Origin of the sequence: Streptomyces sp. CBMA123 (assembly GCF_014596465.1) — a bacterium.
Taxonomy (GTDB): Bacteria; Actinomycetota; Actinomycetes; order Streptomycetales; family Streptomycetaceae; genus Kitasatospora.
This window is the reverse complement of sequence record NZ_MECK01000468.1, coordinates 1-24,210: the sequence shown is the minus strand read 5'-3', so window position 1 is coordinate 24,210 and position 24,210 is coordinate 1. Positions and strand designations below refer to the sequence as shown.

At 73.4% G+C, this 24,210-nt stretch carries 19 protein-coding genes; 9 read left to right on the top strand and 10 right to left on the bottom strand.

Annotated elements, in window-relative coordinates:
* The first annotated feature begins 113 nt into the window (after window positions 1-113).
* Window positions 114-4,007: a DNA-directed RNA polymerase subunit beta' gene (locus tag BG452_RS34400; protein WP_188308273.1), complete on the top strand. Its 3,894-nt coding sequence runs from the start codon at window positions 114-116 to the stop codon at window positions 4,005-4,007.
* A gap of 135 nt (window positions 4,008-4,142) precedes the next feature.
* Here the strand turns inward: BG452_RS34400 and BG452_RS34395 are convergent, their stop codons facing one another.
* From BG452_RS34395 to BG452_RS34370, 6 genes are all read right to left on the bottom strand, one after another.
* Window positions 4,143-5,426: a M48 family metalloprotease gene (locus tag BG452_RS34395; RefSeq protein WP_188308272.1), complete on the bottom strand. Its 1,284-nt coding sequence runs from the start codon at window positions 5,424-5,426 to the stop codon at window positions 4,143-4,145.
* A 135-nt stretch (window positions 5,427-5,561) separates the two neighbouring features.
* Window positions 5,562-6,077 (bottom strand): Pycsar system effector family protein, encoded by a 516-nt coding sequence (locus BG452_RS34390; RefSeq protein ID WP_317621365.1) that lies wholly within the window; start codon window positions 6,075-6,077, stop codon window positions 5,562-5,564.
* A gap of 17 nt (window positions 6,078-6,094) precedes the next feature.
* Window positions 6,095-7,045, bottom strand: coding sequence for a hypothetical protein (locus BG452_RS34385; RefSeq protein ID WP_188308271.1), 951 nt, complete (start codon window positions 7,043-7,045; stop codon window positions 6,095-6,097).
* 50 nt (window positions 7,046-7,095) lie between these two features.
* Entirely contained in the window at window positions 7,096-9,309 is a 2,214-nt protein-coding gene (locus BG452_RS34380; RefSeq protein WP_188308270.1) for a hypothetical protein, read from the bottom strand.
* The gene (locus BG452_RS34375; protein WP_188308269.1) at window positions 9,306-10,133 is read right to left on the bottom strand and encodes a hypothetical protein; all 828 of its coding nucleotides are present in this window, start codon (window positions 10,131-10,133) and stop codon (window positions 9,306-9,308) included. The genes BG452_RS34380 and BG452_RS34375 overlap by 4 nt, the downstream gene beginning before the upstream one ends.
* Window positions 10,134-10,244: 111 nt before the next feature.
* Entirely contained in the window at window positions 10,245-10,964 is a 720-nt protein-coding gene (locus BG452_RS34370) for a Crp/Fnr family transcriptional regulator (RefSeq protein WP_188308268.1), read from the bottom strand.
* 321 nt (window positions 10,965-11,285) lie between these two features.
* On the opposite strand from BG452_RS34370, the gene BG452_RS34365 reads away from it, so the two are divergent.
* The 4 genes from BG452_RS34365 (at window position 11,286) to BG452_RS34350 (ending at window position 14,677) form a co-directional block, all read left to right on the top strand.
* Entirely contained in the window at window positions 11,286-11,960 is a 675-nt protein-coding gene (locus BG452_RS34365; protein WP_188308267.1) for a DUF4097 family beta strand repeat-containing protein, read from the top strand.
* Between the two features lie 94 nt (window positions 11,961-12,054).
* Window positions 12,055-13,230, top strand: a complete 1,176-nt coding sequence (locus BG452_RS47885) for a sensor histidine kinase (RefSeq protein WP_188308266.1) — start codon at window positions 12,055-12,057, stop codon at window positions 13,228-13,230.
* A complete protein-coding gene (locus tag BG452_RS34355) occupies window positions 13,227-13,907 on the top strand; it encodes a response regulator (RefSeq protein WP_188308265.1) in 681 nt (226 codons plus the stop codon). The genes BG452_RS47885 and BG452_RS34355 overlap by 4 nt, the downstream gene beginning before the upstream one ends.
* Window positions 13,908-14,047: 140 nt before the next feature.
* The gene (locus BG452_RS34350; RefSeq protein ID WP_188308264.1) at window positions 14,048-14,677 is read left to right on the top strand and encodes a hypothetical protein; all 630 of its coding nucleotides are present in this window, start codon (window positions 14,048-14,050) and stop codon (window positions 14,675-14,677) included.
* Between the two features lie 68 nt (window positions 14,678-14,745).
* Here BG452_RS34350 and BG452_RS34345 read toward each other — a convergent pair whose 3' ends face one another.
* Window positions 14,746-16,536: a DUF2201 family putative metallopeptidase gene (locus tag BG452_RS34345; protein WP_188308263.1), complete on the bottom strand. Its 1,791-nt coding sequence runs from the start codon at window positions 16,534-16,536 to the stop codon at window positions 14,746-14,748.
* Window positions 16,533-17,597 carry an ATP-binding protein gene (locus BG452_RS34340; protein ID WP_188308262.1) on the bottom strand — a complete coding sequence of 355 codons (1,065 nt, stop codon included), beginning with the start codon at window positions 17,595-17,597 and terminating at the stop codon, window positions 16,533-16,535. The genes BG452_RS34345 and BG452_RS34340 overlap by 4 nt, the downstream gene beginning before the upstream one ends.
* 112 nt (window positions 17,598-17,709) lie before the next feature.
* On the opposite strand from BG452_RS34340, the gene BG452_RS34335 reads away from it, so the two are divergent.
* The 4 genes from BG452_RS34335 to BG452_RS34320 all read left to right on the top strand — a co-directional run bounded on the left by BG452_RS34335 (window position 17,710) and on the right by BG452_RS34320 (window position 22,161).
* A complete protein-coding gene (locus BG452_RS34335; RefSeq protein ID WP_188308261.1) occupies window positions 17,710-18,450 on the top strand; it encodes an SIR2 family NAD-dependent protein deacylase in 741 nt (246 codons plus the stop codon).
* A 100-nt stretch (window positions 18,451-18,550) separates the two neighbouring features.
* A complete protein-coding gene (locus BG452_RS34330; RefSeq protein WP_188308260.1) occupies window positions 18,551-19,765 on the top strand; it encodes a cytochrome P450 in 1,215 nt (404 codons plus the stop codon).
* A 15-nt stretch (window positions 19,766-19,780) separates the two neighbouring features.
* The gene (locus BG452_RS34325; protein WP_188308259.1) at window positions 19,781-20,779 is read left to right on the top strand and encodes an ADP-ribosylglycohydrolase family protein; all 999 of its coding nucleotides are present in this window, start codon (window positions 19,781-19,783) and stop codon (window positions 20,777-20,779) included.
* Window positions 20,780-20,838: 59 nt separating this feature from the next.
* Window positions 20,839-22,161: a serpin family protein gene (locus BG452_RS34320; protein ID WP_188308258.1), complete on the top strand. Its 1,323-nt coding sequence runs from the start codon at window positions 20,839-20,841 to the stop codon at window positions 22,159-22,161.
* Window positions 22,162-22,252: 91 nt separating this feature from the next.
* Here the strand turns inward: BG452_RS34320 and BG452_RS34315 are convergent, their stop codons facing one another.
* Together BG452_RS34315 and BG452_RS34310 are read right to left on the bottom strand one after the other, a co-directional pair.
* Complete coding sequence (locus tag BG452_RS34315; RefSeq protein ID WP_188308257.1) at window positions 22,253-23,368, bottom strand: ADP-ribosylglycohydrolase family protein; 1,116 nt, start codon at window positions 23,366-23,368, stop codon at window positions 22,253-22,255.
* 49 nt (window positions 23,369-23,417) lie between these two features.
* Window positions 23,418-24,210, bottom strand: a 793-nt coding sequence (locus tag BG452_RS34310) for a DUF2786 domain-containing protein (RefSeq protein ID WP_188308256.1), incomplete at its 5' end; no start/stop codon positions are given.

The window sequence follows — 24,210 nt, the reverse complement described above, 5'->3', positions numbered from 1 at the left end:
GGTCGGGCCGGCTCGCGCTTCTGAATCCAGCAGAGCGTGCGGCCGGCCCGCCCCCAGGCCCCCCTCAGACCAACAGACAAACTCTCGAATCACGAAAGAGGGCTTGACGACCAGTGCTTGACGTCAACTTCTTCGACGAGCTCCGCATCGGCCTGGCCACCGCCGACGACATCCGCCAGTGGTCCCACGGCGAGGTCAAGAAGCCGGAGACCATCAACTACCGCACCCTGAAGCCCGAAAAGGACGGACTCTTCTGCGAGAAGATCTTCGGCCCCACCCGGGACTGGGAGTGCTACTGCGGCAAGTACAAGCGCGTCCGCTTCAAGGGCATCATCTGCGAGCGCTGCGGCGTCGAGGTGACCCGCGCCAAGGTGCGCCGTGAGCGGATGGGCCACATCGAGCTGGCCGCCCCGGTCACCCACATCTGGTACTTCAAGGGTGTGCCGTCCCGCCTCGGCTACCTGCTCGACCTGGCGCCGAAGGACCTCGAGAAGGTCATCTACTTCGCCGCCTACATGATCACCTGGGTCGACGACGAGCGCCGCCAGCGCGACCTGCCGTCCCTGGAGGCGCACGTCTCGGTCGAGCGCCAGCAGATCGAGAACCGTCGCGACTCCGACCTCGAAGGCCGTGCCAAGAAGGCCGAGACCGACCTGGCCGAGCTGGAGGCCGAGGGCGCCAAGGCCGACGTGCGCCGCAAGGTGCGCGAGGGCGCCGAGCGCGAGATGAAGCAGCTGCGCGACCGTGCGCAGCGCGAGCTCGACCGCCTCGACGAGGTGTGGGCCCGCTTCAAGAACCTCAAGGTCCAGGACCTCGAGGGCGACGAGCTGCTCTACCGCGAGCTGCGCGACCGCTTCGGCACCTACTTCTCCGGCTCGATGGGCGCGGCGGCCCTCAAGGACCGCCTCGAGACCTTCGACCTGGCGGAGGAGGCCGAGCGTCTCCGCGAGATCATCCGCACCGGCAAGGGCCAGAAGAAGACCCGTGCGCTCAAGCGCCTCAAGGTCGTCTCCGCGTTCCTGCAGACCAGCAACAAGCCCAACGGCATGGTCCTGGACTGCGTCCCGGTCATCCCGCCGGACCTGCGTCCGATGGTGCAGCTGGACGGTGGCCGTTTCGCGACCTCCGACCTGAACGACCTGTACCGCCGCGTCATCAACCGCAACAACCGCCTGAAGCGCCTGCTCGACCTCGGTGCCCCCGAGATCATCGTGAACAACGAGAAGCGCATGCTCCAGGAGGCCGTCGACGCGCTGTTCGACAACGGCCGCCGCGGCCGTCCGGTCACCGGCCCGGGCAACCGGCCCCTGAAGTCCCTCAGCGACATGCTGAAGGGCAAGCAGGGTCGCTTCCGCCAGAACCTGCTCGGCAAGCGAGTCGACTACTCGGCCCGTTCGGTCATCGTCGTCGGCCCGCAGCTCAAGCTGCACCAGTGCGGTCTGCCCAAGGCCATGGCGCTGGAGCTCTTCAAGCCGTTCGTGATGAAGCGCCTGGTCGACCTGAACCACGCGCAGAACATCAAGTCGGCCAAGCGCATGGTCGAGCGTGCCCGCCCGGTCGTGTGGGACGTGCTCGAAGAGGTCATCGCCGAGCACCCCGTCCTGCTGAACCGTGCGCCCACCCTGCACCGCCTCGGCATCCAGGCCTTCGAGCCGCAGCTGGTCGAGGGCAAGGCCATCCAGATCCACCCGCTCGTCTGCACCGCGTTCAACGCGGACTTCGACGGTGACCAGATGGCCGTCCACCTGCCGCTCTCCGCGGAGGCGCAGGCCGAGGCCCGCATCCTGATGCTGTCCTCGAACAACATCCTGAAGCCGGCCGACGGTCGCCCCGTCACCATGCCGACCCAGGACATGGTGCTCGGTCTGTTCTTCCTGACCTCGGACCGCGACAACGTGAAGGGCGCCGGCCGCACCTTCTCGTCGACCGCCGAGGCGATCATGGCCTTCGACGCCCGCGAGCTGGACGTCCAGGCCCCGATCGAGCTGCGCCTCGGCGCCGGCACCGTCCCGCCCCGCGGCTGGACCCCGCCGGTGGACGAGGATGGCCAGTCGAACTGGTTCGACGGCGAGCCCTTCCGCCTCGGCACCACCCTGGGCCGCGCGCTCTTCAACGAGCTGCTGCCCGAGGACTACCCGTTCGTCGACTACGAGGTGGGCAAGAAGCAGCTCTCCGCGATCGTCAACGACCTGGCGGAGCGCTACCCCAAGGTCGTCGTCGCGGCGACCCTGGACAACCTGAAGGCGGCCGGCTTCCACTGGTCGACCCGCTCGGGTGTCACCGTCTCCATCTCGGACGTCGTCGTCCCGCCGAACAAGCCCCAGATCCTGGAGGGCTACGAGGCGAAGGCGGAGAAGGTCCAGCGTCAGTACGAGCGCGGCCTGATCACCAACGACGAGCGCAAGCAGGAGCTCATCGGCATCTGGACCCAGGCGACCAACGAGGTCGCCGAGGCCATGAACGAGAACTTCCCGAAGACGAACCCCATCTTCATGATGGTCGACTCGGGTGCTCGTGGAAACATGATGCAGATGCGCCAGATCGCCGGTATGCGTGGTCTGGTGTCGAACGCCAAGAACGAGACCATCCCGCGACCCATCAAGGCGTCGTTCCGTGAGGGTCTCACCGTGCTGGAGTACTTCATCTCCACCCACGGTGCCCGTAAGGGTCTGGCCGACACCGCCCTCCGTACCGCCGACTCCGGCTACCTCACCCGTCGTCTGGTCGACGTCTCCCAGGACGTCATCATTCGCGAGGAGGACTGCGGCACCGAGCGCGGCCTGAAGCTGGCGATCGGTTCCGTGGGCGCCGACGGCGTGCTGCGCAAGGCCGACGACGTCGAGACCAGCGTCTACGCCCGCATGCTCGCCGAGGACATCACCGTCGACGGCAAGCTGCTGGCCACCGCGAACACCGACCTCGGTGACGTGCTGATCGACGAGCTGATCCGCCACGGCATCGGCGAGGTCAAGACCCGCTCGATCCTGACCTGTGAGTCGGCCGTCGGCACCTGCGCCATGTGCTACGGGCGCTCGCTGGCCACCGGCAAGCTGGTCGACATCGGTGAGGCGGTCGGCATCATCGCCGCCCAGTCCATCGGTGAGCCCGGCACCCAGCTGACCATGCGTACCTTCCACACCGGTGGTGTGGCCGGTGACGACATCACCCAGGGTCTGCCGCGTGTCGTCGAGCTCTTCGAGGCCCGTACCCCCAAGGGTGTGGCCCCGATCTCCGAGGCCACCGGCCGGGCGCGGATCGAGGACACCGAGAAGACCCGCAAGATCGTCGTCACGCCGGACGACGGCAGCGAGGAGATCGCCTACCCGGTCTCCAAGCGCGTCAAGCTGCTCGTCAGCGAGGGCGAGGCGGTCGAGGTCGGCCAGAAGCTGACCATGGGTGCCACCAACCCGCACGACGTGCTGCGCATCATGGGCCAGCGTGCCGTCCAGATCCACCTGGTCGCCGAAGTCCAGAAGGTCTACAACTCGCAGGGCGTGTCGATCCACGACAAGCACATCGAGATCATCATCCGGCAGATGCTCCGCCGCGTGACGATCATCGAGTCGGGCGACGCCGAGCTGCTCCCGGGCGAGCTCGTCGAGCGCGGCCGCTTCGAGACCGAGAACCGTCGTGTGGTCGCCGAGGGCGGTCACCCCGCCTCCGGCCGTCCGCAGCTGATGGGTATCACCAAGGCCTCGCTGGCCACCGAGTCCTGGCTGTCGGCCGCCTCCTTCCAGGAGACGACCCGGGTGCTCACCGACGCGGCGATCCACGCCAAGTCGGACCCGCTGCTGGGCCTCAAGGAGAACGTCATCCTCGGTAAGCTCATCCCGGCCGGTACGGGTCTGCCCCGCTACCGCAACATCCGGGTCGAGCCGACCGAGGAGGCCAAGGCCGCCATGTACTCGGCCGTCGGCTACGACGACTACGACCTGTCGCCCTTCGGCGCCGGCTCCGGCCAGGCGGTTCCGCTGGACGACTACGACTACGGCCCGTACACCGGCTGAGTCGAGCGTCACTGATCGCAGGGCGGTCACCCCTCACGGGGTGGCCGCCCTGCGGCGTTTTCGCGCCGGTCTGCTCGGCGCTGTTGGAGCTCGGCTCGGCTCGGCTTGGCTCAGCTTGGCTCGGCTCGGCTCGGCTCAGCGATGGGTGGCGGCGGCCGTGGCCGCGCGCCAGTCCTCCAGGCGGCGGATCCGGGTGTGGGTGTCCGGGTGGCTGGACAGCAGCCGCTGGCCGAGGCCCGGCCGGACGGCGCGGCCCCCGTTCTCCCGCGCCGCGATCGCCAGGGCCTGCTCCTCGTCCCGCAGGAAGCCGTGGAAGACCTCGATCATGGCGTCGGCGAACCCCAGCTCGGCGGCCTGGACGTCCGCCCGCAGCTCGGAGCGGCGGCCGACCGCGGCGAGCAGGTACGGCGTGACCACGACCAGCAGCAGCGGCGGGAAGGACACGGCCACGGCCACCACCAGGACGATCGCGACCAGCCCGACCACGAGGGCGCCGAGCAGCGAGAACACCGAGGCGATCCGGAACGCGATCACCGCCGCGATCCGGAAGACCGCCCAGGCGATCCGGGCCGGCATCGAGTACCAGTAGCCGAGCAGGGTCGCCCAGGCGTGCCCGCCGCGGTGGTGGCCGAGCTCATGGGCGAGCACGGCGGCCAGCTGGGCGTCGGGGAGGGTCTCCAGCGCGTACCGGGTGACCCCGACGATGTGCCCGGCGGCCGCGGTGGCGTTGACGGCCTTGTGGTCCTCGATCCACAGGTCGTACGCCTCCGGGTTCACCCCCGCCTTGGCGGTCACCTGGTGCCAGATCGGCTCCAGCCTGGTCAGCTCCGAGTGCAGCGCCGGACGCATCCGGAACAGGTAGCGGGCGAGGACCTTCTCCGTCGGGCGGTGGAAGACCAGCGCGCCGGAGGCGATCCAGAGGCCGATCAGCACCAGGTTCAGCGGCTCGGGGAGGAACAGCGAGACCAGCGTGACGACCAGCAGGCTGCACAGGAAGTGCGGGAGCTGCAGCAGCAGTTGGCCGACCGCGGTCGCGTCGGCGCCGCGCTGGCGGGCGGCCAGGTGGATCCGGCCGGTGTGCGGGTCGATGTCGACGGTGGGGTCGAGGAGCGGCGGCCGCGGTGGGGCGGGCGGCGGGGCGAAGCCCTGGGCGGGGACGTGGGGTGGCTGCTTCGGGGGGTGTTGGGGGTGCTGCCGGGGGTGGGCGGGGGGTGCGTACTGGGGCGGGACGGGGGTGCTGGGGTACTGGGGCGGGGGCGTGGTCGGGTACTGCGGAGCGGCGCTGGGGTACTGCGGCGGGACCGTGGTCGGGTACGGCGGAGCGGCCTGCGGGTGCTGCGGCGGGACGGTCGGGTACTGGGGCGGGGGACCGGCGGGGTACTGCGGCGGCGGGGTGTCCGGGTAGGTCGGTTCGGTCATGGCGAGGTCCTCGGGGCCGGGACGCGCGCGGCGGCGGCGTCCGTACGGTGATGAGCGGTGCTGGACGGAGCGGGACGGTGCTGGACGGAGCGGGACGGTGCAGGACGGTGCGGGACGGGTGGTGCGGGAGCCGGGTCAGCCCAGGAACAGGGCGGTGACCAGCGGGAACAGGCCGACGCCGAAGGCGAGGATGCCGATCCGGACCCAGGAGTGCTTCCGCGAGGCGATCAGGCTGTTCTCCGCGAGCGCGGCGCGGACGGCCTCGGCGGCCAACTCCTCGGTGTCGGCCAGCGCGTCGGCGAGCAGGCCCTGCTCGGCGGCCAGCCGGATGTCCCCGAAGTAGCCGAGCGGGCGGCCCGGGCGCCAGGTGCTGCGCCGGAACCGGGGCAGCACCGCGAACAGCAGCGCGACCAGCGAGACGGCGATGCCGAGGCCGCCGAGCGCCAGCAACACCTCGGCGGCGCCGGAGAGTCGCTGCGGCGCCCAGCCGGTGCTGGTGAGCAGGCCGCCGAGCACCCCGACGATGACGCCGAGGGCGGCGACCAGGACGGCGGCCTTGCTGTCCGCGCGGGCGATCTCGGTGCGCAGCTCGGCGAGCAGCGCGGTGCCGGGCGGTGGCGGTATCGGGCCGGTGGCGGGAGGGGCGGGCACGGTGGGGCTCCTCGGGTTCACTGCGACAGCGGAGGGTTCGGGCCCTTGTCGAGCCGGGGTGCGTCCGGGCCGGCGGGCCGGTGGCGCAGGATGGCTTCGAGCGCGGCCTTCGCGTCCCGGCGCGGGCCCTCCAACTCGAAGTCCTCCAGGGCGTTCTGGTCGAGCAGCCGCTGGATCACGTGGAGCTGGCCCTGGACCAGCTCCTGCTGCTCGTCCTTGAGGTAGCCGAGGGCCCGCGGCAGGTCCTCGGGGTGGGCGGCCACCTGGAGGGCCCAGGCGGTCACCCCGCCCTGCTCCAGGTGGTACTGGTAGAACGTCGCCTTCGCGGCGAGGATCTCGTTCGCCTCCTGGACCTGCCGGAGGGCGTGCGGGTGGGCCTGGGTGTCGAAGTGGTAGCCGCGCAGCCGCTCCTTCTGGTCGCGGGCGGCCTGGTCGATGTCCAACTGGACGGCGCAGCGCACCCGCAGGCCCTCGGCCTCGGCGACCGGGTACTCGTCCAGCGCCTGCTGGACGGCGGTCTCGGCCTCGCCGCTCCGGTCGGTGGTGAGGCCGCGGGTGACCGCCCGCATCCGCTGCCGGATGCGGGGGACGAGGAGGGCCGGGACGTCACCGATCCGGCCGGCCACCACCAGCTCCGGGGCCGCGACCTGCCAGTCGACCTCCACCACGGCCTCGAAGGCGCCGACGTCGTCCCGGCCGGGCAGCCGCTCCGTCATCCGCAGGTGGTGCAGGCCGAGGTCGATCTCGAACGCGGCCTGGTAGCCCCGGCCGACCAGATCGCTGAAGCCCGGGCGGTGCGGCGGCAGGAAGACCTGGTGCTCGCCGGACGGGGTGGTCAGGACCAGGGCGGAGTCGGCCCGGGCGTCCGGCCGCTTGGGCAGGCCGAGCGCGCGGCCCAGCGGGTGGACCTTCAGGACCGGGTCGATGAGGTCGCCGGCGGGGAGGTCGGGGCGGTGTCGTGCCGACATGCGCGGGTGCTCCAGGATCGGGACGGGTCGTCGGTTCGGGTGGTGCGGCCTCAGCCGCCGGGCAGGGCCGGCGCGGCAGGGCCGCCGGTGGGGCCTCGACGGACGGTGCGGACCAGGTGGTCCAGCCGCTGGCGGTCGCGCTCGGTGACGGCCAGGTCGTCGAACAGTTCGGTGAGCCGGGCGGTGGTCTCCGGCTGGTCGGCGGCACCGGTCAGCCAGCCGCGCAGCACGCCCAGGGCGGCGTCGCGGTAGAGGCGGTCGTCGAGTGCCGTGCGCCACAGGGCGACCAGCAGTGAGCGGACCGGCGCGGACTCCTCGGGGCCGGGCAGCAGCGTGACGCTGACCACGCCCCCCGGCTCGGGGCGCGGGCTGCGGGCGTACCAGTCGAGCAGCAGCGGCCGGCCCAGCGCACCGTCCTCGGTGCGCCGGGCGGCGGTCAGGAAGGTCGCCAGGGCCAGCTGCCGCAGCTGACCCGACCCGGAGAGCCAGCGGACCAGAGCGCGCAGAGCCTGCTCCGCCTCGGCGGAGAGCAGCAGCAGTTCGGCCGCTTCGAGCAGGCCGAGCACCTGGAAGCGGTCGGGCTGCTCCGGAGCGTGCGGGTCGAGCTGGAACCTGGCCGCGAGCTGGTCCAGCTCCTCGGCGCTCAGCCGTTCGGCGGCCAGCGCGAAGGCCTCCAGGGCCTGGGCCGGCAGCAGCGGGCCGAGCAGGGCGTAGCAGCGGATGGCCGTCCAGCGGCGGCGGGCGCTGTCGTCACCGGCCCAGCCGCGCAGGATGCGAGGGACGGCCGCGGTGCCCGCGTGGTAGGCCAGGGCGAGGCTGTTGGCGGCCTGGAGGCAGAGCCGGAAGTCCTTGGCGCCGGACCAGGGACCGAGCAGGCCGCTCATGGTGGCGGAGAGGTCGACGGAGGCCAGCAGGGCGGTGGTGGAGGCCACCCGGGCCCGGACCAGGGCGCGGGAGTCGGTGGCCAGCGCGTTCAGCCAACCGGTGATCGCGGGGCGGGCCGAGGGGTGGCTCGTCCAGACCTCGCGCAGCAGGGTGGGGGAGGTGCGGGGGTCCTGGAAGGACGCCATCCGCTGGGGGACCGGGCCCCAGGGGGTCTGCTCGGTCTCCTCGGTGAGTTCGGCCCGGGCGAGGGCCATCCGCTCCTCGATCGAGCTGCCGAAGGGCGGGATGCCGTCGGGCCGTCCGGGGGTGCGGATCGTCTCCAGTCGGCGGAACAGCTTGTCGGCGCACTCGGCGGCCAGGGTGTAGGGGGCGTGGTCGAAGACGGCCAGGGAGATCAGGAACGCCTTCTCCCGGAGGTGGAGTCCGTCGTCGCCGAACCAGCGGCCGACCTGGTCCTGGATGATGCCGTGGCCGAACTTGGCGATGTCCGATGGTTGGTCCGTCGTGGACGAGTACGCGGCCAGCGCGCCGGCGAACTCGGCGATCTCCCGCATCGGCCGGTTCTGTGCCAGGAACACCCGAACGGGGTCAAGGGCGAGCAGCTCGTCGACCAACGGGGTCAGGGCGAGCTGTCGCAGTCGGGCTACGTGCCTGAACAGCACGTCCCGGGGGTCGGGCGGTTGCCAGTCGACGGTGGGGAGTTCGCGGATCGCGTCGGACCGGATGGTGGTGATGACCAGGTAGCCGTCCTGTTTGGCAAGGATCTCGCGGAGGCGGTCGAGGTCGGATCGGAGCAGAGGGCGGGTGCGGGACGGCGTGTAGTCGGTGAGCAGGTAGCCCTGGGACGGTTCCGCGCCGGTCAGCAGAGCGGTGGGGGAGACATCGGGGTCGAGGTTGCGGATCCGATCGGCGCCCGTTCCTCGAAGCAGCATCAGAGCGGCGGAGCGGCGGCCGGTGTCGGCCCGCCCGGTGAGGATCAGGACCCGCTGCTCCTCCAGTACGCATACGGCCTCGTGGAAGTGCGGTCCGGGGCGGAAGACCTTGTCCAGAGCGTCCAGCTCTTCCGCCGGCACCTCGCCGGAGGCGTGCAGCGGAGCACCGAAGGCGGCGCCGAGCTGGTACACGGTGGTCTTGTGGCCGGTGACGACGTCGCCGTGGACCTGGCCGCCGGAGACGACGTGCTCGTCACCGCCGACGAGGTTGCCGCCGAAGCTGGGATCGCCGCCGGCGAAGAGGTAGTTGCGGCCGGCGAAGGAGTCCGGGACGTGTTCCAGCAGTTCCTGGACGGCCTCGTAGGCGTTCTGGGGCTCCTCGGGTGGGGCCTCCTGGCGGTCGTCCTCGTCGGGGACGGCGGCGTCCGCCTCGGCGGTGGCGGTCATCGGTCGCCGCCGACGGTGTTGCCGGTGTTGACGTCGCCGTGGACCTGGCCGCCGGAGACGATGTGCTGGTCGCCGCCGATCAGGTTGCCGCCGAAGGTCGGGGTGCCGCCGAGGAACTGGAAGGTGGCGGGGGCCTGCTGGGCCTGCTGGGCCTGCTGGGCCTGTTGGGGTTCCTGGATCCCTTGGGGTTCCTGGACCCCCTGGGGGACCGGGGCGGCGGCCGGGATCGGGTCGTCGGCCGGGGCGGGTACGGCGTGCAGCCAGGCCGGGAAGTCGCCCTCCTTGCCCCGGACGGTGACCCGGTGGAACGCCTCCGGCGCCAGGCCGCCGTGGCCGTGCCGGACGATGCCCTGGTAGAGCGGGTCGGACACGGCGAGCACGCAGGGCTCGTCCAGGGCCCGCAGGGTGGCGCGCAGGGGGGTCGAATCGAGCAGCCGGAAGGCCTGGTTGAGGTCCCAGCCGACGGCGCCGCCGAGGGCTCCGCCGAGTTCCTGGACGGCGACCTCGCCGGAGGCGAGCACGATCCGCAGCCGTACCCGGGCGCTGTCGGCGGCGAGGCGGTTGTTGGCGTGCAGCAGGACGGGGGTCTCGTTGATCAGTGCGTGCAGCAGCCGGGGTTTGGGAACGGTGGGGCTGATCAGGACCATCACGCCGTCGCCACGGTCCTCCAGGCGCTGGTCGGCGGGTTCGACCCCTGCGCTGCGCAGCGTCTCGTGCAGGACGGAGTAGAGCATGCGGCGCATGAAGGCCTGCTCGACGTCGTCCCGCCGGCCGAACTGTTCGATGTCCAGCAGCAGGATGGTGTGGTTCACCGGATCGGTCATGGTCGCCTCTCGGTTGGTCTTCGCGGCTCAGCCTGCCCGTTGCGGGCGTCCCGGCGTGAGCGCCGTTGAGGTACTCGCTCTGTGACGGTGTGCACAGAACCCCTGTGCGGATCAGCGGAGTTGACCGGGCCTCCGGAGCAGGTCGGGGCGCGCGATGACCAGGGAGCGGCGGCTGGTGGCGACGATGCCGCGCTCCCGCAGGGACTTGAGCAGCCGGGCGACGGCCTCCCGGGAGGCGCCGACCGAGCCGGCCAGCTCCTGTTGGCTGAGCGGGACGGAGACGACGATGCCCGCGTCGGTGCGGCGGCCGTGGGTGCGGGCGAGTTCCAGCAGGAGGTCGGCGAGCCGTTCGCTGACGCTCAGCGAGGCGAACTTGAGCCGGTGGTGGTCGGCGGCGCGCAGCCGGTCGGTGGAGAGGGCCAGCAGCTGCATCGAGGCGGCGGGGGTGCGCTGGAGGTAGGCGGTGAAGGCGGCGCGGTCGACGGCGGCGGCCTCGACCCGTTCCAGCGCGGTGACGGTGGCGGCCCGGGGCCGGCCGCTGAGGGCGGCGGACTCGCCGACGATGTCGCCCGGTCCGCGCAGGGCGAGCAGCGCCTCGTACCCGTTCTCGGCGAGGGCGGTCACCTTGAGCCAGCCGTGCAGGACGAGCAGGACGTGGTCGGAGGGTTCGCCCTCGCGCAGCGTGGTGGAGCGTGCGGGGTAGGTGAGCCGGTGGCCGAGGGCGAGCAGGGCGGCGCGGTCGGCGGGGTCGAGCCGGGCCAGGAAGGGCACGCGGTCGTCGAGGCCGTGACCGGTCGCGGGACCTGGTCCGCCCGGCGGCGTGTTGGCCATTCCTGATCAGCCCTCGTTGTCTTCGCCTCGGCGCGGTGGGGCCGGGGAGGTCGAGCTCGGGGAGGTTGAGCCCTTGGGAGGCTGAGCTCCGTGAGGTTGAGCCTTGGGAGGTTGAGCCTTGGGGGGTGAGCCCCTGGGAGGTTGAGCGCGGGCAAACAAGCTACCGGCGGAGCGGCCGCCGCGCCGGTGAATCCGCGAATTGCCCGTCATCCCCCTCGCGGGGGAGCCGGGGGAACCGCTCCGGCGAGGGAGGTGCGGCGGGGGCCGGTCGCGGGAGGGTTCTCGGTGTCGGGATGACGGGGCTTGCGAAGGGGGCCGGACATGAAGCGGGTGCTGGGCGCGGTGGCGATCACGGCGGCGGTGGTGCTGGGGATGCAGGGGTGTCTGCCGTTCTGGGGCGACGACGAGCACCGGACGGTCGACTACGGGGTGGCCGGGCAGGTCAAGGAGCTGGTGGTCGAGGCGGAGAACGGCGGCGTGGTGGTGACCGGCACCGGGGACTCGGTGCGGGTCGTCGAGCGGCAGAGCTACCGGGGGAGCGCGCCGAAGACCACCCACGAGGTGAAGGACGGCGTGCTGCGGCTGGGGTACTCGTGCGACTCCTGCGGGGTCGGCTACACGGTGCAGGTGCCGGCCGGCACCAAGGTGCGGATCAAGGAGGAGAACGGCGGGGTGCGGCTGGTCGGGCTGGCGGCCGAGGTGGACGCCGCGGTGGAGAACGGCGGGGTCGAGGCGACCGGGCTGACCTCCCCCACAGCGCACCTGAGCGCCACCAACGGCGGGGTGCGGGCCGACTTCGCGGCGGCGCCGACGACCCTGGACGCCGAGGTCGGCAACGGCGGGGTGCGGCTGAAGGTGCCGTCCGGGGAGGCGTACGCGGTGAACGCCCGGGCGCAGGAGGGCGGCGCGGACGTGGGTGTCCCCTCGCAGGCGGACGCGGCGCACACCATCACCGCCCGGGCGGAGACCGGCGGTGTGACGGTCAGCGGTGTCTGACCGGGCGGTGCCGGACGTTCTGCCGGTAGGGCATGATCTTCTCCGCGGGGGCGGGTTCCCCGGGTACGGGGGAGGTACGACGGTGGAGCGCGCGGTGCGTTGGCGGAGCCGCACGGCCGGGCTGAGCCCGTACGTGCTGGACACCTTCCTGGCGGTCTGCTCGGCGGCGGTGTCGCTCTGGTCGGTCTACAACGACGACACGGACTGGCCCTGGTGGGTGTACATGCTGGCGGGGTCCACCGCGCTGTTCCTGCCGTGGCGGCGCCGTGCCACGCTGACCGCGCTGATCGTGGGCAGCGCGCCCTCGCTGGTGCTGTCGGTGGTGGCGCACTCGGCGAATCCGCAGGTGCCGCTGTACGCGGTGATCGGGATGTACACGGTGGCGGAGCGCTTCCCGGACCGGCAGCGCTGGTCGGTGCTGGCGGTGGTGGTGGCCGCCAACGTGGTCGGCACCCACTCGCCGAACGGCGCCCTGTTCAGCGTGCTCACCTCGGGCGGTTCCTTCGTCTTCGGGGCCCTGGTGCGCACCCAGCGGGAGCTGGCCCGGATGCAGGCGGAGCGGGCGCGGGAGGCCGGGGTGCGGGCGGCCAGCGAGGCGGCCCGGGCGGTCGCCGAGGAGCGGGCCCGGATCGCCCGGGAGATGCACGACATCCTGGCGCACGCGGTGTCGCTGATGGTCATCCAGGCCGAGGCGGGGCCGCTGGTGGTGCGCGGCAACCCGGACCGGGCGATCCGCGCCTTCGACACGATCGCCGACGCGGGCCGGGACGCGATGGTCCAACTGCGGCGGGTGCTCGGGGTGTTGAAGGACCCGGACGCCGAGCGGGAGCTGGCGCCGCAGCCCCGGCTGGCCGAACTCGCCGACGTGGCCGAGCGGGTGCGCCAGGCCGGTTTGCGGGTGGACCTCGAACTCGCGGACGGGCTGGGCGGGTTGCCGGTGGACGTGGAGGCGGCCGCGTTCCGGATCGTGCAGGAGGCGTTGACCAACACCGTCAAGCACGCCGGGGCCGACCGGGTCGCGATCCGGGTGCGGCGCGCCGGAGAGGTGCTGGAGGTGGTGGTCTCCGACAACGGCCGCGGGGTGCCGCTGACCGCCGATCGCATGGTGGCCGGCTGGTCCGGCGGGCGCGGGCTGGTCGGCATCCGTGAGCGGGCGACGGCCTGCGGCGGCCGGGCCGAGGCCGGTCCGGGGCCGGAGGGCAGGGGTTTCCTGGTGAGTGCCCGGCTGCCGCTGGGGCCGGCGGGTGTGGTGGAGAGGGTGGGCGGATGACGCCGATACGGGTGGTGGTCGCGGACGACCAGGAGCTGGTGCGGGCCGGGTTCGGGATGATCCTGGACGCCCAGCCGGACATCGAGGTGGTGGCCGAGGCCTGCGACGGCGCCGAGGCCGTCGAGGCGGTGCGCGCGCACAAGCCGGACGTGCTGCTGCTGGACGTCCGGATGCCGGTGATGGACGGCCTGGAGGCGGCCCGCCGGGTGTGCGAGGAGTTCCCGGCCACCAAGGTGATCATGCTGACCACCTTCGACATCGACGACTACGTCTTCGACGCGCTGTACGCGGGTGCCAGCGGCTTCCTGCTGAAGGACGTCCGGCGGGACGACCTGGCGCACGGGGTGCGGATGGTGGCCTCGGGGGAGGCGCTGCTGGCGCCCTCGGTGACCAAGCGGCTGATCGGCGAGTTCGCCGCCCGCCGGCCGGGCGGCCGGGAGCGGGCGGTGCGGCCGCCGTCCAGGCTGCTGGAGCAGCTGACGGCGCGCGAACAGGAGACGCTGCGGCTGATCGCGCGCGGGCTGTCCAACGCGGAGATCGCGGCCGAACTGGTGGTCAGCGAGCACACCGTGAAGACGCACGTCAGCAATGTGCTGAGCAAGCTCGGGCTGCGCGACCGGGTGCACGCGGTGGTGTTCGCGTACGAGGCCGGGGCGGTGGTGGCGGGGGATTCCTGAGGCACTCCCCCGCGCGGGGGAGGGGCCGGATTCGCCGGTGCGGGCGATCCGCGACGAGGGGCCCGGCCGGGAGGCTCTGGGGTGTCGGAACGGGACACGGGCCACGGACTCGGGCCACGGACACCACGGGAGAACCTCGTATGAACGCCAGCCGCACCAGCCGCGCCAACCGCACCAGCCGCGCCGCCTGCTACGCCGCCGTCGGCGCCCCGGCGCTGATGGCCCTCTACGGCGGCATCCGCCTGGTGCCCGGCTCCCGCGAGCCCGGCCTCGGCTGGACCACCGGGCACACCGCGATGTTCGCCGGCCTGCTGCTGTTCGCCCCGGTGCTGCTGGCCCTGCGCCGGCTGCTCGCCCCGCGCGGCACCACCGGCGGGCGGCTGGCCGCGAACGCCGCGCTGGGGACGGCCTTCGCGGGCCTGGCGGCCTCGCTGGTGCAGATCGGGATCGACCTGTGCGTCGGCCTGGCCGCGGCGGACAAGGGCGAGCAGGTGCGGCTGTTCCAGCGGGTGCAGGACGTCCCCGGGGTGCTCCCGGCCGTCTACCAGGTCGGCCCGCTGCTGTTCTACGTCGGTCTGCTGGCGCTGCTGGTCGCGGCCTCGGTGGGCGCGGGCCGGGCGCTGCGCTGGTGGAGCCCGGTGCTGATGCTGCTCGGGACCGTCGCCTCGGGGGCCGACCTGGCCTTCATCCCGCTGGCCGCCGCCTGCTACCTGGTGGCCCTGTCCCCGCTGGTCCGGCTCGGCGCGGCGCCCCGTACGGCGCTGGCCTGACGACGGGCCTGACGAAGGCTCTGGCGAGGGCTCTGGCGAGGGCCCTGGTGAAGGCCTTGGCGACGGGCCTAGGTCATCCGGAACACCGGCCCGCGCGGGGTGAACGGCAGTCCGGCTCCGCGCGGGACGAGGAAGGCGTGCTCGCGGCGCAGCCGCAGCACGTCGCACTCGCCGTCGGTGATCACCAGGACGGGCGCCCCGGGCGGGAAGTCCTCGGCCCGTTCCAGCAGGTCGATGCCCGGCTGGAGGACGGTGCCGCCGCGCCCGTGCACCCGCAGCCGCCCGGCGATCTCCTCGACCGGGAGGTACCCGGCGTCGTGCGGGGCGGCGTCGCAGTGCACCACCCGGGCGGCCGGGACGTCCCGGGCGGCGGCGTAGGAGGCGATCGCGCCGAGCGCCTTGCCGAGCAGCGTGCGGTCCATCGAGCCCGAGGTGTCCAGGACGACCCCGAAGGTGCAGCGCGGCACCTCCTCCTCGGGGTGGTAGCGGCCGGCCCGGGGGATGTCCGGGGTGGCGGACTGCCGCCGGGCCGGGCGGGAGTAGCTGCGCACCGGTTCCGGCCGGGGCACGAACTCGTCGAACCAGCGGGCGAGTCGAGCGTCCCAGGGCAGCGGCGGGTGGGCGAGTGCGCGGATCTCCTCGACCAGCCCGGCCGGGAGCAGGCCGCGTTCGCGCTGGTGCAGTTCGAAGCCCTGTTGGAGGCCGCGCCGGTAGAAGTCGTCGAGGTCCACGTAGTCCCGGGGCGCTCCCAGCTGCTCGCCGAGGATGTCCGGGCGGTTCTTCCCGGCGAGGGTGGCGAGGCGGCGGATCCGGCGCTGGTCGCGGGCGATCCGGTCGTACACCTCCTCGGCCGACAGGCCCTTCAGCTGCGGGTCGTGCAGCAGCCCGTCGGGCATCTCGCCGACGCCCATCTCCAGCAGCCAGCCGTTGATGACGTAGTCGGCGGCGACGTTGAACAGGAACGGGTCCCGCCCGCCGCGGCGCTCGCCGTGCCGCAGGGCGGCGTGCAGGATCTCGTGGCCGAGGATGAACCGCCACTCCTCGTCGGAGTAGTGGCGCAGCGGGTTGACGTAGATCTCGGCGGCCTCGGCGTTGACGGCGGCCACGGCGATGTCGTGGGCCCGGGCGAGTTCGGCGTCGGCGACCACGGTGAGGCCGGCCGCGATGCCGCCGAGCAGCGGGTACGAGGAGACGAACCAGTTGAGCGCCCGGTTCCAGGGCCGCTGGGGCAGGCGTTCGCCGGTGGCGGCGTCGATCCGGCCGCCGGCCCGGTCCATCGCGGCGGACATGGTGCGGGTGAGCGCGGCGGCGAAGGCCGCCGACCAGTCGTCGGGCTGCCCGTAGCCGCGCCACTCGACCAGCAGTTGGTCGCGCTCGGCGGTGCCGGCCGTCCCGGCGGCGTCGACCGCGGGCAGGCCGTCGCGGCGCCAGCGGGCGGCCAGTTCCTCTTCGTCGCCGCCCGGGTACTCCTGGGGGAGGGCGACCGGGGCGCGGCCGACCGGGAAGGTGGCGAGGAAGCGGTTGACCACCGCGCAGCGGGCGGCGGCCTGGTACGCGTCGGGCTGGGTCCGGGTGCCGCCGGCGCTCGGGAGGTGGCCGAAGCCGAGGTGCAGCAGGCAGTGCGCCAGCGCCCAGGCCCACTCCTCGGGTTCGGCCCGGCGGCGCGGGTTGACGTGCAGGGTGCCGTTGGAGTCGGCCACCGCCCAGCCGTCCGGCGGGGCGGTGGTGCACTCCTCGGTGCGGCAGACGTCGGCGCGCAGGGCGGCGAAGGCCGGGTTGCGGCGCAGCAGCCGGACGCCCTCGGCGAAGGCCTCGGCGCCCGGGTCGGGCTTCTTCCGGTCGGCCTGGGCGCGCTTCACCGGCGGGCCTCGACCAGCCGGGGCATGTCCCGGGCGGCCTCGATCAGGAACCAGGAGGGCAGCACCGGGTTGCCGTCCGAGCCGTCGGCGATCACCGTCTGGGCGACCTCCACCGAGATCTCGGCCAGTTGCACCAGCAGCGACTTGGCGCGGAAGGCGGTCTGCCGCTGCGCCCCGGAGGCGTGCTCCTTGCCGGCGGGCAGTTCCTTGACCAGCCGGCCGCGGAAGGCGTCGGCCAGGTAGTAGAGCAGGTCGCGGTCCTCCAGCCGGTGCGGCCAGCGGGCGTCGCCCTTGAGGATGGCCTCCAGGCCGTAGGAGTTGCGGACGATCTTCGCGTAGCCGCAGAAGGCGATCGCGTGCTGCGGGGTGAGCAGCCCGTAGGCGACGACCTTGAGGGTCGCCTCGTCCAGGGTGGGGCCGAAGGAGTGCAGCGCGTCGGAGAGCATGTGCCAGGCGCGCGGGGTGGAGAACGGCTCCTCGGTCTTGGGCGGGGCGGACCACAGGTGGTCGGGCCGGTCGGTGAGGTGGTCGACGATCCAGGGGTGGATCCCGGCGCCGGCCGCCCAGCGCAGCCAGTCCTCGGCACTGGCCCGCAGATGGACGTGGACCATGCGGTTGACCAGCGCGGACGCCATCGGGCGGGCGAGCGCGCCGTCGGTGGCGCGGTTCCCGGCGCCGATCACGATGGAGCCGGGCGGCAGCTCGTAGGAGCCGATCCGGCGGTCCAGGATCAGCGAGTAGAAGGCCTTCTGGACGTCCGGCGAGGCCGCGTTGAGCTCGTCCAGGAACAGCAGGTACGGCTCGTCGCGGGCGATCTGCTCGGGCGGGCAGAACCGGGAGCGGCCCTCGGGGGTGAGCTGGGGGACGCCGATCAGGTCCTCCGGGGCGAGCTGGGTGCCGACCAGGCTCACGCAGTCCAGGCCGAGCGACTCGGCGAACGCCCTGACCAGGGAGGACTTCCCGATCCCGGGGGCGCCCCAGAGGAACACCGGGCGGACGGTGGCCAGGCCGAGCAGCAGCTCGGGGATCTGGGCGGGCGAGACGCTGACTGCTCCCTGCACGGGGCTCCTTCGCGGCGACGGTGCGTGACCGGCCCAGTGTGCGGCCGGAGTTGGCCGGGCGCACCCGGATTTTCGGTGGCCCGGGTGGCCCGGCGCCCGTACCGTCCGGGGTATGAACGCGAAGCGCCCCCTGATCGCCGTGCTCACCGGCGCGGGCATCTCGACCGACTCCGGCATCCCCGACTACCGCGGCCCGCAGGGACTTTGGCGCAAGGACCCGTCGGCCGAGGAGCTGGTCACCATCGGCCCGTACCGGGACGACCGGGCGGTGCGCGAGCGGGCCTGGCGGATGCGGCTGGAGACCGGCGCGCTGGCGGCCGAGCCGAACGCCGGGCACCGGGCGCTGGTCGACCTGGAGCGTTCCGGGCTGCCGCTGCGGGTGCTCACCCAGAACATCGACGGGCTGCACCAGCGGGCCGGCCTGACCGCCCGCAAGGTGCTCGAACTGCACGGCAACGTCCGGGAGACCCAGTGCCTGAGCTGCCGGGTGGTCGGCTCGATGGCGGACGCGCTGGCGCGGATCGAGGCGGGGGAGCCGGATCCGCACTGCCGGGCGTGCGGGGGGATCCTGAAGCCGCGGATCGTGATGTTCGGCGAGAACCTGGACCAGGAGGTGCTCGGCCAGGCCGACTCGATCGCCCGGGCCTGCGACCTGTTCATCGCGGTCGGCACCAGCCTCCAGGTGTTCCCGGTGGCCGGGCTGCCGTACAACGCGGTGAGGAGCGGGGCGAAGCTGATCATCGTGAACGGCGAGGAGACGCCGTACGACGTGGCCGCGACCGAGGTGATCCGGGAGCCGATCTCCACCGCGCTGCCGAAGCTGGTGCGGCGGCTGGTGCTGGAAGGGGTCTGAGGGGCGGCGGTCGGACGGGTCGGAAGGGTCTCTTTACGGATGTACCGCGTGCGTACGATGATCCTTCCGGCGTCCCCTCACGGCCTGGAGTGATCGAGCGATGACGACGACGGCGAAGTTCGACCCCTGGTCGGCGGCGTTCGTGGCCCACCCGTACGACGCGTACGCCGAGCTGCGCGAGCACGCGCCGGTGACGTACCACGAGCCGACGAACCAGTGGCTGGTCTCACGCCACGAGGACGTCAGCGCCCTGCTGCGCGACCGGCGGCTCGGCCGCACCTACACCCACCGGTTCAGCCACCAGGAGTTCGGCCGCCCCGAGCCCGATCCGGCGCACGAGCCCTTCCACACCCTCAACGACCACGGGCTGCTCGACCTGGAGGCGCCCGACCACACCCGGATCCGCCGGCTGGTCTCCAAGGCCTTCACCCCGCGCATGGTCGAGGGGCTGCGGCCCACCGTCCGGCGCCTCGCCGGCGAACTGGTCGACGGGCTGCTCGCGGCCGGCGGCGGCGACCTCATCTCCGCCGTCGCCGAACCGCTGCCGGTCGCCGTGATCGCCGAGATGCTCGGCGTGCCGGAGGCCGACCGGCACCTGCTGCGCCCCTGGTCCGCCGACATCACCGGGATGTTCGAGCTCAACCCGAGCGAGGAGACCGCCCGCCGGGCCGTCACCGCCAGCATCGAGTTCTCCGACTACCTGCGCGCCCTCATCCGCGAGCGCCGGGCGGCCCCCGGCGAGGACCTGATCAGCGCGCTCATCCAGGCCCAGGAAGGCTCCGACGCGCTCAGCGAGCAGGAGATGGTCTCCACCTGCGTGCTGCTGCTCAACGCCGGCCACGAGGCGACCGTCAACACCACCGGCAACGGCTGGTGGGCGCTGTTCCGCCACCCCGGCGAACTCGCCCGGCTGCGCGGCTCGGTGGACGGACTGCTGCCCACCGCCGTCGAGGAGCTGATGCGCTGGGACACCCCGCTGCAGATGTTCGAACGCTGGGTGCTGGAGGACGTCGAGGTCCGCGGCGTCACCATCCCGCGCGGCGCCGAGATCGCCCTGCTCTTCGGCTCCGCCAACCGCGACCCGGAGCGCTTCGCCAACCCCGACCGCCTCGACCTCGGCCGCACCGACAACCCGCACATCACCTTCGGCGCCGGAATCCACTTCTGTCTGGGCGCTCCTCTTGCCAGACTGGAACTCACCGAGTCCTACGGCACGTTGCTGCGCCGGGCCCCGGGCCTGCGGCTGGTCCGCGAGCCCGAGTGGAACCCGGGCTACGTGATCCGCGGGCTCAGCGAACTGCTGGTCGAGGTCTAGACGGGGGAGAAGGCCGTGGGCAAGGCGACGGGCGCGCTGCTGGGGCTGGCGATCGGCGACGCGATGGGCCGGGTGACCGAGTTCAGGAGCGTCGAGCAGATCGCCGCCGACCACCCGGACTGGCGGCGACTCCCGCTGCCGGCGAAGGCGTTGGTCACCGACGACACCCAGATGACGCTCGCCCTCGGCCGCGGCCTGCGCACCGCCCTGGCGCGTGGGCCGCTCACCCCGCAGCGCCTGGAACGGCCGGTCCGGGAGGAGTTCGTCGACTGGTGGCGCTCCCCGGAGAACAACCGCGCCCCCGGCATGACCTGCCTGCGCGCCTGCGAGCGGCTCAGCCACGACGCGTACCGCTGGCAGCAGGCCAGCGACGTCGGCTCCAAGGGCTGCGGCGCCAACATGCGGGTCGCCCCGGTCGGCCTGATCCGCGAACTGGACGCCCGGCAGCTCTCCGGCGCCGCCCAGCTGCAGTCCGCGCTCACCCACGGCCACCCGACCGCGCTCGCCGCCAGCGACCTCACCGCGTACGCCGTGCGCGAGCTCGCCGACGGCCTCCCGCCCGCCGCCCTGCCCGCGGTGCTGCGGGCGTACGCGCTGGCGGGCCGTGAGCGGTACGACGCGTTCTGGCTCGGCGACCTCGCCGAGCGCTGGTACGGCACCTCCCCGCAGGCCGTCCTCGCCCGCGGCTGGGACGACTGCCTCAAGGTGCTCGACCAGCTGGAGGCCGCGCTCGCCGCACCCGACGTCGAGGCCGACCCCTGCCTGGCCACCGGCGAGGGCTGGGTCGCCGAGGAGGCCTTCGGCACCGGCCTGCTCTGCTTCCTGCTGCTGCCCGACGACCCGGTGGCCGCCGTCCGCCGGGCCGCCTACTCCAGCGGCGACTCCGACTCGCTCGCCTGTCTGACCGGCGCCTTCGCCGGCGCCCACCACGGCGAGGCGGTCTGGCCCGCGGAGTGGGTCGAGCGGATCGAGTACCGGGACGAGCTGCTGGAACTCGGCGCGCTCTGGGACTGACCCGGAACCCCGGGCGGGGCGCCCCGGAACCCGATTCCGGGGCGCCGCGTCGAAGGGCCATGACGAAAAGCCGCACCGGAACCCGTCGTCGCCCGCCCCGCCGCCCCGCGGCGCTGCTCCTCGCCGCCGCCCTCGCCGCGCCGCTGATCGGCGGCTGCGGCAGCACCGGAGCCGCCGCCACCGGAGAACTGCGGGCCTCCGCGCCGGCCGGTCGGCCCCCCGTGGACCCGGCCCAGGTGGCCGCCACCGCCAAGGCCACCGACGCCTTCGGCCTGGACCTCCTGCACACCCTCGCCGCCGACCCGGCCGGCGCCGGCCACAACCTGGTGGTCTCGCCCGCCGGCCTGGCCACCCTGCTCGGGATGCTGCTGCCCGGCGCGCGCGGCGCCACCGCCGAGGAACTGGCCAAGGCCCTGCACACCGACCTCGACCCGAAGCAGTACGCCTTCGCCGCCGGCGCGCTGAACCGCCCCGGCCCGGCCACCGACGGGCTCACCCTGCGCCAGAGCGACCAGGCCTGGACGAAGCAGGGCGCGGCCGTCGCACCGGACTACCTGGCCACCCTGGCCGGCGCCTTCGACGCCGGGGTGCACACCACCGACTTCGCGAAGAACCCGGAGGACGTCCGCAAGGCGATCAACGCGGCCGTGGAGAAGACCACCGACGGCCGGATCAAGGACCTCGTCCCGCCGAACGCGATCACCGCCGACACCCGGCTGGTCCTCACCGACGCGCTCTACCTCAAGGCCGAGTGGGCCACCGAGTTCAAGCCCGCGAACACCGCCGACCGCCCCTTCCACCGGCTCGACGGCTCCACCCCGGCCGTCCCGACCATGAGCCGGCACGACGACCTCAAGTACGCCGACGGCTCCGGCGGGATCGCCGGCGAGCCCTGGCAGGCCGTCGAACTACCGTACGCGGGCGGCACCCTGGCGATGGATCTGATCGTCCCCGCGCAGGGCGGCTTCGCGGCCTTCACCAAGGGGCTGGACCAGCCCCAGCTCGACCGGATCCTCGGCGCCCTCGCCGAGCAGCCCGTCGACCTCCAGCTGCCCCGCTTCCACTTCGACACCTCGAACGAGCTGAGCCCCGCGCTGCGCTCGCTCGGTGTCCACGCGGCCTTCGCGAAGGCCGACTTCGGCGGCATCGCCCCGGATCCGCTGGTCCTGGGCCCGGTGCTGCAGAAGGCCACCATCGAGGTCGACGAGGGCGGTACGGTCGCGGCGGCCGGCAGCGGCGCCGTGGTCTCCGGGGCGGCGGCGCCGTCCCCGCGCCAGCCCGCCGAGCTGCACATCGACCGGCCGTTCCTGTTCCTGATCCGGGACACCGCCACCGGGCGGCCGCTGTTCCTCGGTCAGGTCACCGACCCGCAGGCGAAGTAGCCACCACCCGGCCGGGCAGCCGCCCCCGGACACCCGCCCCCGGCAGCCGCCCCCGGACACCCGCCCCGAGGCGGGCAGGCGCGGGCGGGAGCTACCAGGCCGGGTAACGCCCGCCGAGCGCCGGGTGGCCCGGATCGCGGCTGCCGAACAGCACCAGCAGGTCGTCCGCGACCGTCAGCAGCTCGGCCCGGCCCTCGACCGCCCCCGCCCAGTCGGCGGGCAGCGCCGAGGCGCCGTACGCGGCCCCGACCAGGTTGCCGCAGACCGCGCCGGTGGAGTCGCTGTCCCCGGAGTGGTTCACCGACAGTAGCAGCGCGGTGCGCACCGGGTCGGGGTCGAGGGTGGCCGCCAGCAGCGAGTGCACCGCGATGGCCAGGCACTCCTCGGCGATCCAGCCGAGCCCGACCCGCTCCACCGTCTCCGCCGAGGGCTCGGCCTCCTGGGCCAGCCGCACCGCCCGGGCCAGCGCCTGGACGGTCTCCTTGGACTTCGGCAGTTCGCGGATCTGCTCCACCGTCTCGCCGACCGCCGCCCACGGCTCCGTCCCGCCCGCCAGCCGCTCGATCAGCGCCGCGAAGGCGCCGGCCGCCAGGTAGCCGGTCGGGTGCCCGTGGGTGAGCTGGGCGCACTGCACGGCCAGCCCGAAGGACTGCTCGACGCCGAGCCGGGCCAGCCCGAACGGCGCCGAGCGCATCACCGAACCGCAGCCCTTGGAGCCGGGGTTGATCGGCCCCGGACTCCCGATCGGGGACGGCGCCTCGAACACCGGGTGCTCGGACACCCCGCTGAGGCAGGCGTTGCCCGGCGCCCGCCGCGCGTACAGGAACGGCCGGCCGAGCAGCCAGCCGTCGTACGGGTGCGGCTGCGGTCCGGTGTCCGGCTCGGGCTGGTACTGGGTCCGCAGCCAGCGCCGGTAGGCGCCGTGCACGGCCTCCGGCACCGAGCCGCCGCCGCCCGACCAGCCTCGGACGAATCCACGGATCAGGCCCTCGGCGGTGAACAGCGTCATCTGGGTGTCGTCGGTGACCTCCACCGGCCCGGTGCTTCCGGACGGCAGCGCGGTCACGCCCTGTGGACCGAAGCGGTCCTGGATCTGGTGGAGCTGTTGGAACTCCACCGGCCAGCCCAGTGCGTCGCCGATCGCGCCGCCGAGCAGCGCACCGCGCACCCGGTCCCGGTATCCCGACTCCGCCGCCGACTCCGTCACGTCGAATCCCCCTTCGTTCGTGGCGGGGTCGTTTCTATCAGGCGCGGCGTCAGTTGTGGATCTCGCCCCGCCCGTGCAGCGCCGCGCGGTCGGCCGCGGCCCGCCCGGCCGCCCAGCCCTCGCCGTCGCTGACCCGGACCCGCTGCGAGACCAGCTTCGGGAACAGCCGGCCGACCTCGTCGTCCACCGCGGCCGAGCGGGCGGCCAGCGCGGGCAGCAGCCGCTCGTCCGGCCGCAACTGCTCCTCGGTGCCGTCCTCGCGCAGGTGCCGGCCGGCCGCGGCGGCGCTGGTGGCCCGCTCGGTGGCGGCGGTCAGCCGTTCGCGGATCCGCGCCGCGTAGGCGACCAGGAAGGACTGCCGGAAGGCCTTGCTGCGCGAGTCCTTGCGGGAGCCGGCCTTGTTGAGCGCGTGGGTGGCCTGCACCAGCAGCGAGGTGTAGAGCAGCTCGACGCCGTCGAGGTCCCCGTCGAAGCCGATCACGGTGCAGAAGCCGAACTCCTTCGCCCACACCACCCGGCACCGGTTCGCGGCCGCGACGGCGTCCAGCAGCATCGTCTTGGGGCCCTCGTACGGGTTGTCCACGCCGATCCGCAGCGCCGCCGGGGTGTTCCGGTCGGCCCCGGCGGCGGCCAGCAGCGCCTCGTCGATGCTGTGCTGGGCCATCAGCTGCTGGGCCTTGGCGGTCAGCGCCTCGGCCTCCTCCGGGAACTCGGTGGACTCGGCCTTGGCCAGCAGCGCCCGGATCCTGGCCAGCATCCGCGGCTCGCCGGCCAAAGCCCCGGGACGCTGCGGCCCGGCGGCGCGCCGCGTGGGCCCCGGCTGCCCCGGTGCGGGGCCGACC